Source organism: Zooshikella ganghwensis (genome assembly GCF_018263875.1).
Classification (GTDB): domain Bacteria; phylum Pseudomonadota; class Gammaproteobacteria; order Pseudomonadales; family Zooshikellaceae; genus Zooshikella; species Zooshikella ganghwensis.
Map to the genome: position 1 here is coordinate 852,125 of NZ_JAEVHG010000001.1, position 21,916 is coordinate 874,040.

14 protein-coding genes are annotated in these 21,916 nt (G+C 40.3%); 7 read left to right on the forward strand and 7 right to left on the reverse strand.

Annotated elements, in window-relative coordinates; translation table 11 throughout:
• Nucleotides 1-20 precede the first annotated feature (20 nt).
• From KHS79_RS03745 to KHS79_RS03760, 4 genes are all read left to right on the forward strand, one after another.
• Nucleotides 21-881 carry a DUF2797 domain-containing protein gene (locus KHS79_RS03745; RefSeq protein WP_325167548.1) on the forward strand — a complete coding sequence of 287 codons (861 nt, stop codon included), beginning with the start codon at nucleotides 21-23 and terminating at the stop codon, nucleotides 879-881.
• Nucleotides 882-1,057: 176 nt separating this feature from the next.
• Nucleotides 1,058-3,697 carry an aminopeptidase N gene (gene pepN, locus KHS79_RS03750; protein WP_212716723.1) on the forward strand — a complete coding sequence of 880 codons (2,640 nt, stop codon included), beginning with the start codon at nucleotides 1,058-1,060 and terminating at the stop codon, nucleotides 3,695-3,697.
• 1,415 nt (nucleotides 3,698-5,112) lie between these two features.
• The gene (locus KHS79_RS03755) at nucleotides 5,113-7,086 is read left to right on the forward strand and encodes a DUF1302 domain-containing protein (protein ID WP_212716725.1); all 1,974 of its coding nucleotides are present in this window, start codon (nucleotides 5,113-5,115) and stop codon (nucleotides 7,084-7,086) included.
• Between the two features lie 199 nt (nucleotides 7,087-7,285).
• The gene (locus KHS79_RS03760) at nucleotides 7,286-8,665 is read left to right on the forward strand and encodes a DUF1329 domain-containing protein (RefSeq protein ID WP_212716727.1); all 1,380 of its coding nucleotides are present in this window, start codon (nucleotides 7,286-7,288) and stop codon (nucleotides 8,663-8,665) included.
• Between the two features lie 79 nt (nucleotides 8,666-8,744).
• On the opposite strand, the gene KHS79_RS03765 is transcribed toward KHS79_RS03760, so the two are convergent.
• The gene (locus KHS79_RS03765; protein WP_212716729.1) at nucleotides 8,745-10,679 is read right to left on the reverse strand and encodes a hypothetical protein; all 1,935 of its coding nucleotides are present in this window, start codon (nucleotides 10,677-10,679) and stop codon (nucleotides 8,745-8,747) included.
• A 244-nt stretch (nucleotides 10,680-10,923) separates the two neighbouring features.
• On the opposite strand from KHS79_RS03765, the gene KHS79_RS03770 reads away from it, so the two are divergent.
• A complete protein-coding gene (locus tag KHS79_RS03770; RefSeq protein ID WP_212716731.1) occupies nucleotides 10,924-11,490 on the forward strand; it encodes a hypothetical protein in 567 nt (188 codons plus the stop codon).
• A 102-nt stretch (nucleotides 11,491-11,592) separates the two neighbouring features.
• Here KHS79_RS03770 and KHS79_RS03775 read toward each other — a convergent pair whose 3' ends face one another.
• On the reverse strand, nucleotides 11,593-12,252 hold the full coding sequence (locus tag KHS79_RS03775; RefSeq protein WP_212716733.1) for an O-methyltransferase: 660 nt from the start codon (nucleotides 12,250-12,252) through the stop codon (nucleotides 11,593-11,595).
• Between the two features lie 358 nt (nucleotides 12,253-12,610).
• On the opposite strand from KHS79_RS03775, the gene KHS79_RS03780 reads away from it, so the two are divergent.
• On the forward strand, nucleotides 12,611-13,669 hold the full coding sequence (locus tag KHS79_RS03780; RefSeq protein WP_212716735.1) for a WD40/YVTN/BNR-like repeat-containing protein: 1,059 nt from the start codon (nucleotides 12,611-12,613) through the stop codon (nucleotides 13,667-13,669).
• A 27-nt stretch (nucleotides 13,670-13,696) separates the two neighbouring features.
• The gene (locus KHS79_RS03785) at nucleotides 13,697-16,078 is read left to right on the forward strand and encodes an efflux RND transporter permease subunit (protein WP_212716737.1); all 2,382 of its coding nucleotides are present in this window, start codon (nucleotides 13,697-13,699) and stop codon (nucleotides 16,076-16,078) included.
• A 73-nt stretch (nucleotides 16,079-16,151) separates the two neighbouring features.
• Here KHS79_RS03785 and deoD read toward each other — a convergent pair whose 3' ends face one another.
• The 5 genes from deoD to KHS79_RS03810 form a co-directional block, all read right to left on the reverse strand.
• Entirely contained in the window at nucleotides 16,152-16,871 is a 720-nt protein-coding gene (gene deoD / locus KHS79_RS03790; protein WP_027708497.1) for a purine-nucleoside phosphorylase, read from the reverse strand.
• Between the two features lie 16 nt (nucleotides 16,872-16,887).
• Complete coding sequence (locus KHS79_RS03795; protein WP_212716739.1) at nucleotides 16,888-18,108, reverse strand: phosphopentomutase; 1,221 nt, start codon at nucleotides 18,106-18,108, stop codon at nucleotides 16,888-16,890.
• An 11-nt stretch (nucleotides 18,109-18,119) separates the two neighbouring features.
• Nucleotides 18,120-19,460, reverse strand: coding sequence for a thymidine phosphorylase (deoA, locus tag KHS79_RS03800; RefSeq protein WP_212716740.1), 1,341 nt, complete (start codon nucleotides 19,458-19,460; stop codon nucleotides 18,120-18,122).
• A gap of 2 nt (nucleotides 19,461-19,462) precedes the next feature.
• Complete coding sequence (deoC, locus tag KHS79_RS03805; RefSeq protein WP_212716743.1) at nucleotides 19,463-20,236, reverse strand: deoxyribose-phosphate aldolase; 774 nt, start codon at nucleotides 20,234-20,236, stop codon at nucleotides 19,463-19,465.
• A 231-nt stretch (nucleotides 20,237-20,467) separates the two neighbouring features.
• Nucleotides 20,468-21,703, reverse strand: a complete 1,236-nt coding sequence (locus KHS79_RS03810) for a NupC/NupG family nucleoside CNT transporter (protein WP_094787906.1) — start codon at nucleotides 21,701-21,703, stop codon at nucleotides 20,468-20,470.
• Between the last annotated feature and the right edge of the window lie 213 nt (nucleotides 21,704-21,916).

Genomic DNA, 21,916 nt, shown 5'->3' on the forward strand with positions numbered 1-21,916 from the left:
AAAAAAAGGAATAGCCTGTTTTGAGTGATGTTTTATCTCAGTCAGTAACCACCGTATCGCCAATATCTGGTCAGCTGCAAAAAATGAAATCACAACTCGCAGACCCAGTGATATATCAATTACCCGTGGGTGAATCACTGGTTTCATTAAATGAGTTGTTGGGTCAGCAAATAACACTGAAGTTTTTAGGGGCTATTCATTGTATTGCCTGTGGTCGGAAAACCAATAAAAGCTTTAATCAAGGTTATTGCTTTCCATGTTTTAAAAAGTTACCCCAGTGTGACAGCTGTATTATGTCTCCTGAAAAGTGCCATTATGATCAGGGTACCTGTAGAGATGCGACTTGGGGTGACCAGTTTTGTATGACTGATCATATTGTTTATCTGGCAAACTCATCAGGGGTAAAAGTAGGTATTACCCGCCTGTCACAAGTCCCAACACGCTGGATTGACCAGGGGGCAACCCAGGCATTACCCATTATGCGGGTTGCTACACGACAACAGTCGGGATTGATTGAAGCGGCAATGAAAGCCTTTGTAGCGGATAAAACAAACTGGCGAACAATGTTGAAAGGGACTTCAGATGAAGTTGACTTGGTGAGCAAGAGGGATGAATTGTTTGCCCAGTGTGCTGAGACCATAACATCGTTTCAGCAACAGTTTGGGGTACAGGCATTACAAGCCATAACAGATGCCAAGCCATACACTATTAATTATCCGGTTTTACAGTACCCAGTGAAAGTCACAGCGCTTAACTTTGATAAACAATCAGAAATAACGGGTACGCTTTTAGGTATAAAAGGTCAGTATCTGATAATGGATATTGGGGTGTTAAATATCCGCAAGTATACGGCATATAACGTACAACTCTGCATTGTATAAAATATCCTTCATAATGGGTATTTACCCAAAGCGAAGGATTTTTAGGGGCGGCCGTCAAGTGATGAAGCCACAGGAGCTTATATTAATAAGTGACTGTGGTGAAGAGCGCTGACAACAAACCCTAAAATTGATTCGCGAAGGGTAAAACTATAACGAATATTCTAAGAGAAAACAGCATGAAAGACGCCCAGCCTCGGACAATTTATTTAAAAGATTACCAGGAACCAGATTACTGGATAGACCAAACAGACTTAACTTTTCATTTAGGTGAAGATCACACAGATGTGACTGCCGTTTTGCAGGTACGCTTAAATAAAAGTAAACAACATGAACATTTACCTAACCTGGTGTTAGATGGCACTGATATGCAACTTCTGTCGGTAAGCATTGATAATCAATCAATCGACAGTAACCAGTACACAGTGACAACAGAAAACTTAAGTTTGCCTGTGAGCAAAGAACAATTTGTGGTGACTATTAATACCCGCATAAAGCCACAAGAAAATACATCACTTGAAGGGTTATACCGTTCGAATGATATGTTTTGTACGCAGTGTGAGGCAGAAGGGTTTCGTAAGATCACGTATTACCTTGATCGTCCTGATGTCATGGCTAAGTTTTCTACGACAATTATTGCTGATCCCAAAAAATACCCTGTGATGCTTTCGAATGGTAACTTGGTTGCCGATGAATATTTAGCTGATGGTTTGCGAAAAGTTAAGTGGGAAGATCCCTTTAAAAAACCCTGTTATTTATTTGCGTTGGTTGCTGGGGATTTGGCTTGTGTTGATGATGAGTTTATTACCCAGTCGGGTCGTAAGGTTGCGCTTAAATTATTTACTGAAGCGGCCAATGTTGATAAATGTGCTCATGCGTTGTTATCACTCAAACGATCAATGAAGTGGGATGAAGATGTCTATGGTCGTGAATATGATCTGGACATTTTTATGATCGTGGCTGTGGATCACTTCAATATGGGAGCCATGGAAAATAAAGGCTTAAATATATTTAACTCGTCGTGTGTGTTAGCCAAACCTGAAACAGCAACGGATGGAACTTATCAGCGCATTGAAGCGATTGTTGCCCATGAATATTTTCATAACTGGAGTGGTAACCGTGTAACCTGTCGAGACTGGTTCCAGTTAAGTCTGAAAGAAGGCTTTACCGTTTTTCGGGATGCAGAGTTTTCGGCGGATATGAATTCACGACCAGTGAAGCGTATTGAAGATGCAAACTTTTTACGCACCATGCAATTCCCTGAAGATGCTGGCCCTACTTCTCACCCTGTGCGTCCTGCGTCGTATATTGAAATTTCTAACTTTTATACCCTAACTGTCTATGAAAAAGGCGCTGAGGTCGTGCGCATGATTCATAACATTGTGGGTAAAGAAGGTTTTAGAAAAGGTAGTGATTTATATTTTTCGCGACATGATGGGCAGGCAGTAACCACAGAAGATTTTGTTAAGGCCATGGAAGAGGCGAATAATGTTGATTTAACACAGTTTCGCCGTTGGTACACCCAGTCTGGAACACCTGTAGTACAGGTGTCGGATAATTATGATGCGGCTAATAAACGCTATACATTAACCGTGAAGCAAAAATGTCCTCCCACACCAGGACAAGTAGAAAAAGCACCTTTTCATATCCCATTTGCTGTTGGGTTGATTGACTCATTGGGTAATGATATGCCGCTTGATGAACATGGTAATACGACACTTGTTTTAGATATTAAAGAGGCTGAGCAAACGTTTACCTTCAACAATATCAACGAGCAGCCGTTACCGTCATTGGCAAGAGACTTTTCAGCCCCGATAAAAGTTGAGCACCCTTATACTCGTGATCAACTCATGTTTTTAATGAGCCACGATAATGATGGCTTTAACCGTTGGGATGCAGGTCAAAAACTGGCAGTTGATATTATTAAAGAGCTTGTTGAGCACCAGCGGGCAGGAATGACACTAACATTGGATGAGCGTTTAGTTACCGCTTATAAGTCATTATTGACCAGCGCTTCGCTGGATAAAGCGATGCTAGCCAAAATGCTTGCTTTGCCAAGTGAAGAATACATTGCAGAAGAGTGTGATGTTATTTATCCACTTAGCATACACGTGGCACGTGATTTTGTGCGCCGTACGTTGGCGGTGAAACTACACAAGCAGTTTAAAGCCTGCTACGCAGCCAATAATATTGAAAAAGCCTATCAGCCCACGGCAGATGATATTGCTGAGCGTAGCCTTAAAAATATTTGCTTGAGCTATCTGACACTGGCTGATGAGCAAGGCATAGAGCTGTCTTGGCAGCAATACCAGCAGGCAAACAACATGACGGATCGCTTTTCTGCCTTGAGTATTTTAGAAAATGCGGTGTCTGTTAAAGCCCGCGACTATGCGGAACAAGCACTCGCTAGCTTTTATCAGCAATGGCAGCACGATGTGCAAATGATAGAGCAATGGCTATCTGTGCAAGCAGGGGGTGAGTATACGGATCTCGAAAAAATACACCAATTAATGCAGCATGAAGCGTTTGATATGAAAAACCCAAATAAAGTCAGGGCATTGATTGGAGTATTCGCTAACCGAAATAAAGTACATTTCCATCGAGATGATGGGGCTGGTTATGCTTTCCTGGCTGATCAGGTGTTAGTACTTAACCGTCTAAATCCGCAAATGGCCTCTCGCTTATTAACGCCTATCACCCGTTGGAAGCGATATGATGAAACCCGTGGTGCGCTAATGAAAGAACAACTGCAGCGTATTATGAAAGAAAAAGACCTTTCGAAAGACGTCTATGAGATAGTCTCTAAAAGCTTGCAGTAACTAACCCCCTCCTAACCTCCCCCTTCAACAAGGGGGAGGGACTGAATGAGAGTTTAAAGCGGCTTCGGTATTTTATTCCCTCCCCTTGGAGGGTGTCGCAAAAGGTTATGAGCGAAGCAAAGACAAGGCAAAAATCAGCGAAAAGGCGGAGTTTATACTTAATAAATGAGTACTTTGAGCCGATTTTTAACGCTGTATTTGCAAGTGCAGTAGTTTTGCGGCAGCCTCCCTGGTAAGGGGAGGGCCAGGGTGGGGTTTAAGATATGCCACAAAAGTCGAAGGATTTATTTTTGTTCCTCGTGGATAAAATAATTGTCTAACAATTCGTTTTTGTTTATATGTAAGACAGTGTTTCTATCTTTTTTATTCCTGCTTTTTTACTTCCTTAAGCACTGCAACTGTTACTTTTTACTAAAAGTGATACCTCACCTGTCCACCTATGTTACTTCTTTTCGCATATTGAGGTGCCCTCGATTATGATTTGCGCTTGCTGAACTATAGACAGTCAATAGCTCATTTTATTTAAAAAGTGATCTACTACATAAAAAACTAATAAGTCGTTAGCTGTATCATGTAGGTGTAGCAATTACTTGTCCCTTGGACAAGTTTACAGACTAGAGGGGTTAAAAGAATGTGGTTTGCTTAATAGTTAAACAGTTGGTATCGTTTAAACGTTCGTTTTTGCTAGACTGTATTGCTTAAAAGTTTCATAATGTAACAAATTTATAAAACAACAATGGACTGAGATAAGTTAATAGGCATTACTCAATAATTTTTTACATATTTCATTGCGAAGCTATTAACATTGAATAAAAAAAATAAGAAGATAGTATATAGCTCACTTTGAGGGCTTTATATGATGGTAAATAGAAAATCATAAAAAGCTAATTCAATGTGTTCACAGTAAACATTGAAAAATTTAAGTATGAATGTACTGAGATAACAAAAATAATTAGGAAGTTGGAGCTGAGCGTAATAACCAAAAAGAGCTATTAATACAAAAAAGCTTTACTTGTTGCACACTAACTAAAGTGTGTAGTAGTTCAATTTGGAAAACTAGGGGACAATGACAATAAGATATGGATGCGATTATATAAACTCTACTAAATGTGAATAAATAATACTCATATAATCATATATACATTATCTGTCGTTTTACTCTTATGATTTTAACTGGATACACGAGTATATTCGCCCAAAATTAGTATATCGACAGCAAGGGTGTAATTAACTCGTTATTCGCAGTGATATATACCAAAAGAAAAGTACTTATCTATTTTTTAGGTTAGTAGTATAGTTATAGTGTATATATCACAACCAAACCGCTCCTGCGTGGTGAGCTTATTAAGTGGTTAGCAAGTTTAAACGCTTAATGATTTCCACCCTTCCTATAAGTCCATGCTACGGAGCGATCCATGAATAACACAAATAGCCTGCCTGTACGCCTGTTATTTGCACCCGCAAAAGCAGGATTTGCCTTAGCCAGTTTACTTGCCGTTATGCCTGTCCAGGCGTTTGAATTTGACTTAATGGAAGGAGAGGTAACCGGTTCATTAGATACTACCTTATCCTATGGCGCGATGTGGCGAGTTGAAGGTAGAGATACACATACCTATGGTAACGACACCGAGCCAACCCATGATGATGTAAATACCAACGATGGTAACCGTAATTTTGATACGGGAATGGTGTCTAGCGTCTACAAAATAAATTCAGAACTTAAATTGAATTATAAAAACTATGGTGCATTCGTGCGTGGTCGTGCATTCTATGACACCGAAATAATGGATAAAGACACAGACTGGTCTGATACTAATGACCGGTTTAATCGAAGATTTCCTGGCTACTTTGATCAGGCAGGTACCAATAGGGCAGCAGATGCATTTGACAGTGATGTTGAAGAGTTAATTGGAAAAGACGCTTCAATTATGGATGCATTTGTGTTTGGTAGCTTCCACGTTGGTGATATGCCTTTAGATATCAGGTTTGGTAAGCAAGTGCTGAACTGGGGAGAAGGTATTTTTTACCGTGATGGTATAAATACCATTAACCCACTTGATGCTGCGCAATTTGCTTTGCCAGGCTCAGAGCTTAAAGATGTGTTAATTCCACAAATGGCGCTATCGTTTAACCTAGGTCTTACTGAAAACCTCTCCATGGAAACGTACTACATGATGGAGTGGGATGAGAGTATTGTGCCACCCGTAGGTTCTTATTTTAGTAATAATGATATTTTCGCTGATGGTGCTACGTTTGGGTATAATGAGCTTGAGTTTAGTGGAGCCAGTCTAACTCCATATAAAAGTCTTTTTAGTAGTTTAGGGATTAATACGTATGGAGATTACCTTGTTGTTGCAGACCTTAGAGGTAAAAAGAATGCAAGGGACAGTGGGCAGTGGGGCATTAACTTTAAATATTTCGCTGAAGATTTAAATGAGACAGAGTTTGGCTTTTACTTTGTTAACTACCATGCGCAAGTACCTTTCGCAGATGCAGGTATTCGTTCAGGGAGTGTCCTTAATGCTGTAAATCAGACTGTTGGTATCCCATATCCAGACTTTACCTCTGCTGTTGCTGCTCCAATTGCCCATGTATTGTCAAATGGCGTTTATGCAAACAGAATTTACCCTGAAGATATAAGAATGTTTGGTTTAAGCTTTAATACCACTGTTGGTAGCACTTCAATTGCAGGTGAGATGACATATCGACCTAATATGCCAATGTGGATTGACCATCCGGATGATTTAGTTTCTGGTATTAGTCAAAATCTAGGTATTATTATACCCGCTGTTGCAACAGCAGGGTCAGAAGCAGGAATTTGCACGACACTAAGATTATCTCAGGGAAGACCTGATAGTTTTGGTTGTGTTGGTGAAGACTATAAAAACTATGAGCGTGTTGAGTTATATACAGGCTCTTTAGTATTTATCCATAATTTTGGTCCACGCTTTGGCTTTGATAACTTTATAGCAGTACTAGAGCCTTCCTTTGAGTTGGTTTCAGGTATTGGTGGTAATTATGATGCCTTTGCAGCTAAAGGTTCAAGTCCATATGATTCAAGAAAGTTTTCCGGGGACTATACACCTGAACACGAACGCTTAGACCGCTTTAGTTGGGGTTATACCACCGTATTTTCAGGTCAGTGGAATGATGTATTTGCAGGTGTTAACTTGAACCCGATTTTACGCTTTAAGCAAGATGTGCAAGGTAACTCGCGTGTTACAGGTAACTTTATGGAAGACCGTAAAGCAGTAACTTTGGCATTAAATGCAACGTATATGAATTCTTTAGAAGCAGGTATCAGTTATACCAACTTTTTTGGTGCAGAGCGGCGTAATAAATTGAATGACCGTGATAATATAGCATTTACAGTTAAGTACTCATTCTAAATAAAAACATATAAAAATTAGCATTAGCCAACGTAAGGTGTTCATCTACGCGGCATCAAGTGATGAAGTGAAAAAAAATAAGTGACTGAGCTGACAGTTAATTGCTCCTGTATTAACTGCATTGCCAGCATCCTTGGTGGTCAAGAGCGAAGATAACAAAGTAGATGAGTATCTTACAAAGACTAATAGAGAGCCTGCTATGAAAAAGAACACAATTTATATCGGTGCTGCAGTGGCAGCTCTGACTTTAGCAATTCAAACGGCTACGGCTGCCATTAGCCCACAAGAAGCGAAAAAATTAGGCACAACCTTAACGCCTATCGGTGCTGAAAAAGCAGGAAATGCGGATGGCACGATTCCCGCTTGGACAGGGGGGATAACCAAAAAAGATATTCCCGCGTCGTATAAACGTCGTGGACAACATTATCCTAATCCTTGGCCGGGAGATAAACCTCAGTTTTATATTACCGCTGAAAATCTGGCGAAATATAAAAGCAAATTAACAGCCGGGCAGATTGCGTTATTTGAGGCCTACCCAAAAACGTTTAAAATGCCAGTTTACCAAACGCGACGCTCTGGTTCGTTACCACAGCATGTGTATGATAACACCCTTAAAAATGCAACAACGGCTACATTAGTCAATGGCGGGAATGGCTTTAAAGGTGCTTATGCCAGTGTGCCGTTTCCTATTCCTAAAACAGGTTTAGAAGCTTTATGGAACCATATTGTTCGTTACCGTGGTGAATACGTCGTGCGTCGTGCATCTGAAGTTGCAGTACAGCGTAATGGTGACTATACATTAATCACTGCACAACAAGAGGCGGGTTTTAATTTTTACTACCCAAAAGGCAGTGAGAGCACGTTAGATAATACCATTATTTATTATCTTTCATTCACCACAAGTCCTGCGCGCTTAGCCGGTGAAGCGGTGTTAGTACATGAAACATTAGACCAGGTTAAACAGCCACGCCAAGCCTGGAAGTACAATGCTGGTCAGCGGCGAGTGCGTCGGGCACCTAACCTTGCGTATGATACGCCCATTTCAGGTGCAGATGGTTTACGTACCGCTGATGATACAGACATGTTTAACGGTGCTCCAAATCGTTATGAATGGAAATTGCTAGGGAAAAAAGAAGTTTATATTCCTTACAACAACTATAATGTGATTAGCCCTGATCTTAAGTATGAAAATGTATTGGCAAAAGGGCATATCAATCCAGAACATACGCGCTATGAATTACACCGCGTTTGGGTTGTAGAAGGTACCTTGAAAAAAGGTGAGCGACATATTTACTCTAAGCGTACGCTTTACCTGGATGAAGATAGCTGGGGCGCAGCCGTGGTTGACCAATACGACGGACGCGGAGAGTTATGGCGGGTTAGCATGGCGTACTTATTAAATAATTACGATCTGCCTACTACCTGGACTGGATTAGATGTATTCCATGATCTACAAGCCCGCCGTTACCATGTACAAGGTATGGCAAACGAAGAACGCAACTACGTAGACTTCTCTCGTCCAATTCCAGACGATAAATACTTCAAACCCAGTACGCTTCGTAGAAGAAGTTACCGTTAAACACTGCTTTAGTCCCCCACCAACCTCCCCCTTAGCGTAAGGAGGAGGTTTTTTTATTATTATAAGTTGAAGTATTATATTATTTGGCTTTAGGGCGGAATGTAACCGTTGTAGCTTTATCTACAAATGACATCTGATCTACTGTTTCTTCTACAGTATGACTGTTGTTTTGGAAAAAGGAGACTTTTGTTGATGATGAGCTAAAGCTTGATAAAATGCTGCCTGGAATAGCCAGGAAGTTTCCACTAGAGAAATTCGATGCAACAGAAGCTAATACATTGTCTTTATCTTTAATAAGAGATCCAAGCAGGTTTTTATCAAAGGTAAATTTACACGCATCGTTAAATGCTTTTACTGTCTCAGCCGGTTTATTGTTCTCTGGAGTTGAGTCATCATTATTGCTGACTGAAGATGGGTTGTTTTCGTTTGCAACCGCTTCCACTGCTTTGGCTTTAACTTCTGGATTCGCACAATCGCCATTGTTTAACAAGGCAGCTAATTTACCAACACCTGTTTCTGGGGCTGTAGGTAAGGTTAAATTAGTTCCAAGATTGTTAAAAAGAGATATCTGTTTAAGTACACGATTTAGTAGTGTAGCCTTTATATCCTTAGTAAGTTTATCTTGTTCTTCAGGTGTCCAGCTGAAGTAGCTGTCATCGGCATCATATTTGATATCAAATATTTCGTTTGAATTTTTATCCTCTATTATTTCATGCTTTGCTTTTGAACTAAAAAAACCGCCTTTACTTTTTAGTTTTTCTATGCGCTTATAAAGAGCTTCTAAGTTATACTTGGCGGTATATTTTCTTCGTACCTTAGGATGATAGTTATAATCCACGCGGCTACTAAGATAGCTCATAACATTTTTAGATATATCATCAGGTGTGCTTAGGTCGTCATTTAGTATGTAACAAACAGCCGGTACACTAAGCGTCATAGATGCACTCATACTGTCGCTAAAACCAACGGATGCGGGATTTAAGCTGATAGGTTTATTTTTTAAAGGCTCAATTGTTTCACCTTCAGGTGGGTTAATCACTGAACCCTGGTTTAAGCTAACACCCGCTAATGAAGTAGCTAAAACTAAAGGCGCTTTATTTATTGTTAAATCATCAGAGCGAAGGTTAATGCTGAATGTTGCTTTTGAAATGGGTATTGGTTGCCAATTAATATTTAAGCCATTATTTAAAAACTGATATTTGTTAATTAAATCGTGCCAATCTACATAGTATTCAACCGCGACATCTCCACCAGGCAAACTTCTTACCTCTTTGTAAATGTTATCCACCTGTTCAACTAGTCTATTTATATCATTGCTAATACCTTCTATTGTTTCTAGATCTTTTTGGTATTGTAGTTCTTTGTCGGCCTCTGATTTAATATCTATTTCTAAGTATCCTATTTTTGCTTCAAGGTCAAAACGCTCATTAATGAGCGGGTCAAGCTTGGATTTCTGTATTTTTTCAACTTTTCTATATAACTCTTGGACGATATCTTTGTGGGGTTTACAGTCTTCTTCAGTATTTAACGGGCTTTTCTTACATTTTTTGTAATCTTCAAGAAAAGGTTTTATTTCAAGCTCTATTGAGTATATTTCCTTTTCAAGGATTACCTCTTTGGATTTTATTGCCTCCACTTTTTTTTCTAGGAAATCTATTTCTGACTCTAGATTTTTCAGGTTGCTTTCTTTTAAATTAAGTTTGTATTCATTTACTCTTTCTTGTTGTAGTGAAATTATGCTAGAGCGAATCTCATTCAGCTTTGCGCTCTCTTTTAATATGGAACAGTTTCTATAACTTTCTGCTCCAACAGTTAAATTGATTACTCTAAATTCTCCAAAAATAGGTGGTGTAACATATGCTGTCTTACATAACTCATCAAAGTAAACTCCGGTACCCAGTAAAGGATGATTTATTGTTTGCGGACAGTTATTTTTATAAAGAGGCCCGCTTGTAGCAAATGTTGAGCTTGATATTGCTATTAAAATACTCGATGCAAGAATATTATTTTTCACTATAGTTCATCCCAGAAATAGCTATCTTTTGTCTGTTTATTAAACGTTTTAACTGATCTATACTGTTTACAAAGTAGTATTTGCTCTGTGTACAATAAGTGGCGTATTATAAAAGTTATTCACTATTTAATACAGCGTAGATTGTTTTATCTTTTTTGCTGCTGTTAAAGAAATGCATAGTTAAGCTAATCACTGCTAGAATGAGTGATTACAATGTTTAAAAACAAAATAATTGAAACTATATATGAATAAAAAAGTCTCTATTGTTGTTGCTTTTGTGATACTCTTGTTGGCTATTAGTATATACCTGAATAGTATGTCGAGTGCAGTAAATAATAACCAAAAAAGGGTTGTTGTTACTGATGCTGATAAGATGAAAAATGATGATGCAGGAAAGCTACGTGATGAAGTATCAGTGGCTGATAAGACCATAGATTCTGATCAACAGGGGGCCAGTGTTTCATCTTTAATCATTTATGGTTATGACATTAATCAGCCAATTAGTGAGCTTGATCGTAAGCAAATAAAGACACAAATTGAAGACCTAGAACATGCTGTTGAATATAACGATCTGATAGGGCGTATTAATAATGGTATGGCTTCTCCTGAAGAAGCTGAGCAGTCTGCTAAAGTGTTTGCGCGTCTTTCTAAGCTGAGAATGTCAGAAGTACAATATATGATTGAAGACTTGGATCAGGATTTTGCAGCTTATGAGGAAGAACATAAAGAGCGTCTGGAGGTTTACCGTGCTAAGAAAAAAGCTGAGCAAACTGAGTCTGATGAAATAACAGCGCTTGATATTTTGGAGTAGTAGTATTTTTATGGGGAGTAGCGAAGAAGACTTCGCTACTTACATGATAAAGTAATATCAGTATTAAAAATAAATAGGTTAATACTATCAGAGTTAAAAGCGCTAACGTTTAAGCGCAAGTGTTAACCCATCAGCAAATGGCAGTAAGCTTAAGTCTATCCTTTCATCAGTTGATATATTTTTATTAAGTGCCCGTAAGGATTCAGTTTCTGTGTCCGTTATTGATGAATTTACCACTGCTCCAGACCACAGCATATTATCGAGTAAAATTAGGCCACCTTTTCTCACGAGCTTAAGGGCAAACTCATAGTACGTGTCGTAGTTTTCTTTATCAGCATCAATAAATGCAATATCAAATGAGCCTTCAAGCTTCTCATCAATGAGTTGTTGCAGGCTGTCTTTGGCACTGCCAATCATGGTTGATATTTTGTGTTCTACACCTGCTTGCTGCCAATACTTTCGGCCAATATTCACCCAGTCAGCATTGTTATCACAGGCGATAAGCTCTCCATTATCAGGTAGTGCCTGTGCCACACATAAGGAGCTATAACCTGTAAATACGCCAATTTCTAGGGCTTTTTTAGCTTGCATTAAGCGTACAAGTAATGCCATGAATTGGCCTTGTTCAGGCAGGATTTGCATATTGCACTCAGGCATTTTTAGTGTTTCATTTCTGAGGGCTTTGAGCGTATTGGTTTCACGAAGGGATATGTCTCTGACATAGGTTAAAATATCTTGAGTGATTTTGAGGTGATGAATCATTGACTTCGTCCTTGTATGTAGTTCCTTAAGGGTAAACCCTTCGCTGCGGGTTTATTTTGTTAATATATACAATAAAAAATTTATTTCACTCATATTAAAACGTTTATATTGGTAATATTACTTTACTGTTAGACAGCTTTGCTGTAAAGACGTCATTACTATTGGCCAATTTTTTTCATTGTCGTTAAATTACTTCCCTTTATTCAGTAGCCATATAGGATTAACAGCGATATTATAACGGTCGTTTAAATTTAGATTCGCCAAATTATTCGTGGAACGATGTACCAATATACTGTGGTGTAACCACATAGATACAGCCAAGACAATTATAAAAAAGACTGAGAGAAGGGGTTGGCATATGCGAGTAGCCGATCGGGTAGGCTCTGCTTTGAGTGCACTCAATCATAGCCTGTCTAAAGTGCCTTGTGTAGGGCTAACGGTGTGTTTACTGTTTGCGTTAATGATAACTGCCCTACGAGCAGAAGAAAACAGTACGAGTACACCTGTTGAGTTTGCAGAGTCATCAGTATTAGCCCAGCAAAAACTATTAATTGATGTGACAACCGCTGGACCCAGTGGTCGATTGGTTGCTGTAGGTGACCGAGGGCATATTCTTTATTCGGACGATGATGGTGATGTTTGGGTACAGGCTAAAGTACCTACCCGACAGTTGTTGACAGCGGTTCATTTTGTATCAGCTAAACAAGGTTGGGCAGTAGGGCATGATGCATTGATTTTAGCAACGACAGATGGAGGTCAAACTTGGCTGCAACAATATAAAAATCCTGCTGCTGAGGCGCCTTTGCTTGATGTATGGTTTAGTAGTGAATTTGAAGGTTTTGCAGTCGGTGCTTATGGACAAATAGTGCGCACCAGTAATGGTGGAAAGAGTTGGGAAGACTGGTCTGCTCATATTGAGAATGAAGAAGAGTTCCATTTTAATAGTATTACAGGGTTGAAGAATAAGCGGGAGATGGTCATCGTTGGTGAGGCTGGAATCGTTTATTTTTCATTTAATCAGGGTATGACATGGCAGCGCCTGGATAGTCCTTATGAAGGGTCATTATTCGGTGTTATTGCTAATGGTGAGCCGCAGAGCTTTGTTGCATTTGGCCTGCGTGGACATGTATTTCGCTATGATGGTTCTCTAAAGCAGTGGTCAACGGTAAAAACTCATACTGAACAAAGCTTATTTGGCGGTCAATATATTGCCGATGGCCGGCTGGCAATGGCTGGGAATGGTGGTGTTTGGTTAGTCAGTAATGATTATGGTAAGCAGTTTAGTTTACATAAGCAGTCTGATAGAAAGCTTGTGTCGGGTATTACAGAAACGGCTGATGGTCAATATATTTTGGTGGGGCAGGGGGGCATTGTAAAAACCATTCCCCAGGGAAATGATCTCGCAATACGCCCATAATTCTGGCTGACATTGGAGGACCCTGCTATGTCTCCTGTACATCATAAAGATTCTGAAGTTGTGTTAGAGCGCTTATTTTTTAATAACCGGCTCTTTGTTTTAATTGTGTTTGCTTTGGTGACGGTTTTTTTGGGTTACAAAATGACTCAGGTAAAACCAGAAACCAGCTTTATGAAAATGATTCCTACTGAACATCCTTTTATTCAAAATATGTTGAATAATAAGGATGACCTTGAAAATTTAGGAAATTCAATTCGTATTTCTGTTGAAGCCAAACAAGGTGATATTTTTTCAGCCGATTATATGGCTGTATTACAAAAAATTACGGATGATGTATTTTATTTGCCTGGTGTCAGTCGGGCAGGACTAAAATCGTTATGGACGCCAAATGTACGTTGGATAGAGGTTACCGAAGACGGGTTTGAAGGGGGACCTGTTATTCCCCAAAGTTACGATGGTACTGAAGACAGCTTAAGCCTTTTGAGGGAAAATATATTAAAGTCGGGTCAAATTGGCCGGTTAGTGGCCAATGATTTTAAGTCCTCAATTATTGAGGTTCCACTATTTGATAAAAATCCAGAGACAGGTGCTGCGCTTGATTATGAAGCACTTTCTAAAGCTTTAGAACAGCAGATTCGCCAACGTTATAACTCAGATTTGGTTGATATAAAGATTATTGGTTTCGCTAAAAAAGTAGGTGACTTGATAGAAGGTATTGGTTCTATAGCCTACTTTTTTGCAATTGCTATTGGCATAACATTAATATTGTTATTGATTTATTCTGGGTGTTTGAAAAGTGCGATTATTCCTTTAATTTGTTCTGTGATTGCGGTTGTTTGGCAGCTAGGTTTACTGTCTTGCTTTGGTTATGGACTTGATCCTTACTCAGTATTAGTCCCCTTTTTAGTTTTTGCTATTGGTATCAGTCATGGTGTACAGATGGTCAATAGCATGGGTATTGAGTCATCATTAGGTGCTGATCGCTTGACCGCGGCCAGGCGGACGTTCCGAGGACTTTATATACCTGGTATGCTTGCTCTGGTTTCTGATGCTATTGGTTTTTTAACGCTTTGGGTTATAGAAATTGATGTCATTCGCGATCTGGCGGTTGCTGCAGGAATTGGGGTCGCAGTCATTATTTTTACGAATTTATTTTTATTGCCAATACTGTTGTCTTATGTGGGGGTCAGTCAGCGAGCGATTCGTAAAGTACAGAAAAATAGAGAGCGAAAAACACGCAGCTGGGAGTTATTATCTTATTTTTCACACCCTGTTGTTGCACCTATTTCAATCGTTTTAGCTATTGTGGGATTTAGTTTAGGGCTTTATTGGAGCAAAGACCTAAAAATTGGTGATTTAGACCCTGGCGCACCAGAGTTGCACCCTGACTCTCGTTATAATCTGGATAATGCGTTCATCACGCGTAATTATTCTACGAGTGCTGATGTGCTTGTGACAATGGTTGAAACGCCAAAAGAACAGTGTTCGTCTTATGCAACCATGTCTGCTATTGATCAGTATATGTGGCGTATGGAAAATGTGCCTGGCGTCCAGTCTGCTGTTTCTTTAGTGACAGTTTCTAAGCTGTATATTAAGGGTACAAATGAAGGTAATCCCAAATGGCAGACTTTGGCGAGAAATCCTTATGTACTAAATGCTTCGATTGCTCAGGCCAGTCAGTTGTTTAATACGGATTGTAGCTTGGCTCCCGTACTGGTGTTTTTAGATGACCATAAAGCTGAGACATTAGATCGGGTTGTAAAGGCGACCGAAGCATTTGCAACAGAATATAATTCATCTGAATTACAGTTTAAACTAGCGGCGGGTAATGGCGGAATTGAGGCAGCAACCAATCAGGTTATTGAGTCTGCACAAGATAAAATGCTGCTTTGGGTATATGGTGTTGTGAGTATTTTATGCTTGCTTACCTTTCGTTCCTTGCGTGCAGTTGTTTGTATTATTATCCCTTTGGCACTTACCTCTGTATTATGCCAAGCTTTAATGGCCTGGTTAGGGATAGGTGTTAAGGTTGCCACATTACCTGTCATTGCATTAGGTGTTGGCATTGGTGTTGACTATGGTATCTACATTTATAGCCGTTTAGAAAGCTTTTTAAGGCAGGGCAAAAACTTACAAGAAGCTTACTATGCAACGCTTCGTACGACAGGTAAGGCGGTAAGCTTTACTGGTGTAACATTAGCGATTGGGGTGGGAACCTGGATTTGGTCGCCTATTAAGTTTCAAGCTGATATGGGTATTTTGCTTACATTTATGTTCTTATGGAATATGTTTGGTGCGCTCTGGTTATTGCCAGCCCTAGCACGCTTTTTTGTGCGGCCTGAACGTCTTAGTACTGTTATTACAGTAAATACCCAGCAGACGACTGACTCAAAAAAAGCGGTAGCTTAACGTATTAATATGTTGAAAAAATAGGAAATAAAAAAACCCCATAAATGGGGTTTTTTTATTTTAACTAAGCGATTTATGCTTGGTCGCCAGCAATAACAGAGTCTAATGCAAGCTCGATCATATTTTTAAATGTAGTTTGGCGGTCTTCAGCAGACAACGCTTCACCGCGGCGAATATGGTCGCTTACAGTAAGAATAGCAAGGGCATTAGCACCATACTCTGCAGCAACACCATATAATCCTGCGGCCTCCATTTCAACACCCAATACATTGTATTTTTCCATAGCATCAAAAGATGTTGGATCAGGAGTATAAAATAAATCGGCGGAGAAAATATTACCTACTCGCACAGGTAAATTTTTTGCTTTTGCAGTGACATAAGCATTTTGTAGTAAGCCAAAGTCAGCCAGTGCAGCAAAATCATAGTTTTTGAAGCGAATGCGATTTACACTTGAGTCTGTACTTGCACCCATGCCAATAATGACATCTTGCAAATTGATATCTGAATGGATAGCGCCACAGCTTCCGACACGAATAATGTTTTTAACATTATATTCAGTAATTAATTCTTTTGCGTAAATTGAAATAGATGGGATGCCCATGCCTGATCCCATTACTGAAATACGACGGCCTTTGTATGTGCCGGTATAGCCGAACATATTACGTACATCAGTAACGAGTTCAGCATTTTCTAAGAAATTTTCAGCAATAAATTTAGCGCGAAGAGGATCACCCGGCATTAAAACTGTATCAGCAAAAGCACCGTCTTTAGCATTAATGTGTGGTGTTGGCATAACTACTTTACCTCAATTAATTAAGAAAAGATGTTCCGTATTCCATGGACTCTAATGAAAAATAAGACGCAAGGCTTTGACCAATGTCGGCAAATGTTTCTCGACCACCTAATGAACCCGGCTGAACTTTTTTGCCATAGACCAGAACAGGAATGTGCTCGCGTGTATGGTCTGAACCTGGCCAAGTAGGATCACAGCCGTGGTCTGCAGTGATAATGAGGACATCATCATCTTGCATAATAGCTAGCAGCTCAGGTAAGCGCTGGTCAAAATACTCAAGTGCTTTAGCATAACCTGCAGTATCACGACGGTGGCCGTATGATGAGTCAAAGTCAACAAAGTTTGTGAAAATAAGGCTTTGGTCTGATGCTTGATTCATTTCTGTTAACGTTGCATCAAATAAAGCTTCTAGACCTGTAGCTTTGACTTTGCGGGTAATGCCCTGGTGTGCAAAAATATCCGCAATTTTACCTACACTAATAACGTCTCCACCTTTGGCAACAAGTTTATCAAGCACAGTTGCAGAGGGAGGTGGAACAGCATAATCACGACGGTTGCCAGTGCGTTGAAACTCCTCGGGTGACTCACCAATAAAAGGACGGGCAATAATACGACCAATATTGTATTTATCACAGAGTTTACGTGCTATGAGACAAAGCTCATAGAGGCGTTCCAGGCCAAAGCTATCCTCATGACAAGCAATTTGGAATACGCTATCAGCAGAAGTATAAACAATAGGCTTGCCTGATTGACGGTGCTCTTCACCTAAACGCTTGATAATTTCGGTACCTGATGCATGGCAGTTACCTAAAATGCCAGGCACTTTGGCTTCAGTAATAAACTCATCTAACAGCTCTTGAGGGAAGCTATTTTCCTTTGGTTCAAAGTAACCCCAATCATAGAGTACTGGAACACCTGCAATTTCCCAGTGACCACTTGGCGTGTCTTTACCACTGCTAAGTTCTTTCGCATAACCGTAGGCGCCCGTAATATTAACTTGGGTTTCTACAGCTTGCGGGAATGCGCCTGCACTTTCTTGCGCGGCATGCATTAAACCCAGCTGTGACAAATTGGGTAACTTAAGAGGGCCTGTGCGGCCCTCAATTTCAGCCTGGCCATTGGCACAGGCTGCTGCAATGTGACCCAAGGTATTAGCACCAGTATCGCCAAATTTGTCAGCGTCTTCTGTTGCTCCAATACCAAAAGAATCAAGAACCAGAATAATGGCTCGTTTCATGCGTGCATCTCCTACTGCTTGCTCACATCCTCCTTCGTAATACGTTCATACACACAAGGGTTTGCTGCTGGGCGCTGATCACTGATGGTGATTGCGTTAATAATTTGCTCCTGAACTTCAGCAAACTGAGCTTCGTTGCGTGCATGCACCGTAAGTAGAGGTGTTTGCGTATCGACTTGATTGCCTAATTGACAAATATCTGTCAGTCCAACAGCATAGTCAATAGTGTCAGTGGGTCTTTGCCGTCCACCACCAAGTTTAACAACCGCTAAGCCTAGTGCTCGGGTGTCCATAGCAGAGACGTAACCTGATGTTGGGGCGTAAATTGGTTTAACAACCTCGGCTTTTTCAAGGTAATTATCATAGTTTTCCACAAAGTCTGTGGGTCCACCTAAGCTTGTCACCATTTTGCCGAAAATTTCAGCGGCTTGACCATTATCCAGGCAAGTATTTAGCTTGCTCCGTGCATCATCCAGGTTAGTCGCTAATTTTGAGAGGACTAAAAGCTCAGCGCACTGCTCAATGGTAACTTCATGAAGACGAGGATTACGATATTCGCCAGTTAAATATTTTACGGCCTCACGTACTTCAACAGCATTTCCTGCAGAGCTTGCTAAGCATTCATTCATATCAGTGAGAAGGGCTGATGTAGCAGTACCAGCACCATTAGCAACTGCAACAATGCTTTCAGCCAGTGCTTTGGAGTCTCCATAGGTTGGCATGAAAGCACCAGAGCCTACTTTAACATCCATGATTAATGCCTCTAAGCCTGCTGCTAATTTTTTAGATAGGATCGAAGCGGTAATCAAATGAATAGATTCTACAGTGCCTGTAACATCGCGGATGGAGTAAAACCGCTTATCCGCTGGAGCGAGGTCGGCGGTTTGACCAATAATGGCAACACCAACATCTTTAACGGTTTTTCTGAACAGAGCATTGTCTGGGCAAGTTTGGTAGCCTGGGATGCTGTCGAATTTATCTAGCGTACCACCGGTATGACCTAAACCGCGTCCAGAGATCATTGGTACAAAGCCACCACAAGCGGCAAGCATTGGGCCAAGCATCAGGCTGACAACATCACCGACACCGCCAGTGGAATGTTTATCAATAATAGGTCCTGGTAGATTTAAGTCATCCCAGCTCAGGACGGTACCAGAGTTGCGCATTGCCAAGGTGAGCGCAACACGCTCATCCATGGTCATCCCATTAAAAAAGATAGCCATCGCCAGGGCTGAGATTTGGCCCTCTGATACGTTACCATTGGTGATGCCACTAACAAAAAATTCAATTTCAGCTTTGCTGAGTACATTGCCATCACGCTTACGACGAATAATTTCTTGAGGTAAAAACATAATTAATAACCTTTTGATTCTGTGGGTTGCTTACCGTGACCTAATGTGTGAAGTAAACTTGCAAGCAAGCTACTGGCACCAAAACGGAAGTGTTCTGGTGTTACCCAGTCGTTACCCATAATTTGCTCTGCAAGTGCAATGTACTCGGCAGCTTGGGCTGCGTCTTTAACACCGCCTGCAGCTTTAAAACCACAGTTTTTACCAGATTCTTTAATGGCTGTGAGCATCAGTTCAGCAGCTTCAAGGGTGGCATTGACAGGCACTTTTCCTGTAGATGTTTTTATGAAGTCAGCTCCAGCACTGATAGAAATTTCACTGGCTTTTTTAATAAGAGCAGGGTCTTTTAATTCACCACTTTCAATAATGACTTTTAGTAATACGTTTGAGCCACATGCTTTTTTACAGGCAGCAACCAAGTCATGACCTATTTGCTCATTGCCTGCAATTAATGCTTTATACGGGAAAACAACATCAACTTCATCAGCTCCATAAGCAACAGCGGCAGCTGTTTCTTTTACAGCGATTTCAACATCATCACCACCCGCAGGGAAGTTGGTAACAGTTGCTATTTTAATTGCGTCTGCATTTAGTGATTTTAATGTTTTGGCTGCAACAGGAATAAAACGAGGATAAATACAAATAGCCGCTGTGTTACCGACAGGCGTTTTGGCTGACTGACACAGAGAGATGATTTTTTCTTGAGTGTCATCATCGTTAAGTGTCGTCAAGTCCATGAGTTGAAGAGCACGTAGTGCAGCATCTTTAATATTTTCCATAAGTCTCACTCATTCAAAAACTTTTAAGGCGAAATGCCAGGAAAAAAAGAGGTTAAAAAAACACTATTTATAACAGATAGTTTTTAATGCGAAAAAAGCCTTAATGTAAACAATAGCAAAAGAAAAAAATCTCGAAGAGAAATCGTGCTATTGGCATGATTACAAAAAAATCAGGCTTTCAAAATGGCAACACCTACCAAAGGTAGGTGTTGCTGGATTGGGCAATAATGCTTAAAGCATAAAGAATAAGCCTGCCAAGGTCGCACTCATCAAGTTCGATAAAGTACCTGCAGCAACGGCTTTTAACCCTAAGCGTGCAATATCAGGACGGCGGTTAGGTGCCATGGCACCAAGGCCTCCTAGTAAGATGGCAATAGAGGATAGGTTGGCAAAACCACACAGCGCAAAGTTGGCAATTACCTGTCCTTGCTCTGTCAGCCCACCTGCTTTAATAAGTTCGCCATAAGACATAAAGGCAACAAACTCATTAGCAATGATTTTCTGACCGATTAGCGAGGCAACTTGCGTAATATCTGCGGCAGGTGTACCAATGATGAAAGCAATGGGGTAGAAAACCCAGCCTAAAATTTTCTCAATAGTTAAATCAGGCAGACCGAAGATTTCACCTACTCCACCCGTAATTCCATTAAGAACTGCGATTAAACTAATAAATGCAATCAGCATTGCACCTACGTTAACACACAGCTTAAGACCATTGGATGCACCAACAGCAGCAGCGTCAATAACATTCACTGGTTGGTCTGGATCATCATCAATAGCACTTTGAATATCTTGGTGTGGCTCTTCAACTTCAGGCTTAATAATTTTAGCCATCAGCAGACCACCAGGAGCAGACATAAAGCAGGCAGCCAACAGGAATTTAAGATCACCACCCATGCTGACATAGCCAAATAGTACAGTGCCTGCAACAGATGCAAGGCCACCGACCATAATGGCAAATAATTCAGACTGGGTCATTCGTGAAATAAAAGGACGAACAAGCAAAGGTGCTTCAGTTTGGCCTACAAAAACGTTGGCTGTTGCTGAGAGAGATTCAGAGCGGCTGGTGCCTAGCAACTTCTGAATTCCACCACCAATAACACGAATCACTAACTGCATGATTCCTAGGTGATAGAGAACAGCGATTAAAGAGGAAAAGAAGATGATTACTGGCAAGACTTTGATAGCAAATAAAAAGCCCCAGTCGCCAGCACCAGGGTTTATTAAGCTACCAAATAAGAAGCCGATCCCTGCGTCTGCATAGCTAAATAGTTTACTAACGCCACTGGCAAGTGCTTCGATTGCAGTACGACCTGCATCAAAATAAAGTGCAAAAGCACCTAAACCTGCTTGGAGCAAGAATGCACCAGCAACAGTGCGTGGATTAATCGCTTTTTTGTTATCTGAGAGTAGGAAAGCTATCCCAAGCAGGGTAACGATCCCTAATAGACTGATTAAAATTTCCATGGAGCATAAACCTCTTACTGCTTTAATATTATTTGGCACCGATTATTACAAATCGAAAAAAACTATAGAAGTAATTTTATTTGCTTTTTTATCTCTGCTTAACCTGGATCAATTTACATTTTTTAGGGCAATAAAAGCGATAGCCATCTTATAAAAATGGGTAGCCCAACCTTAAATCTTGAGAAGAAAATCACAAAGATATTCTTCTCAGTG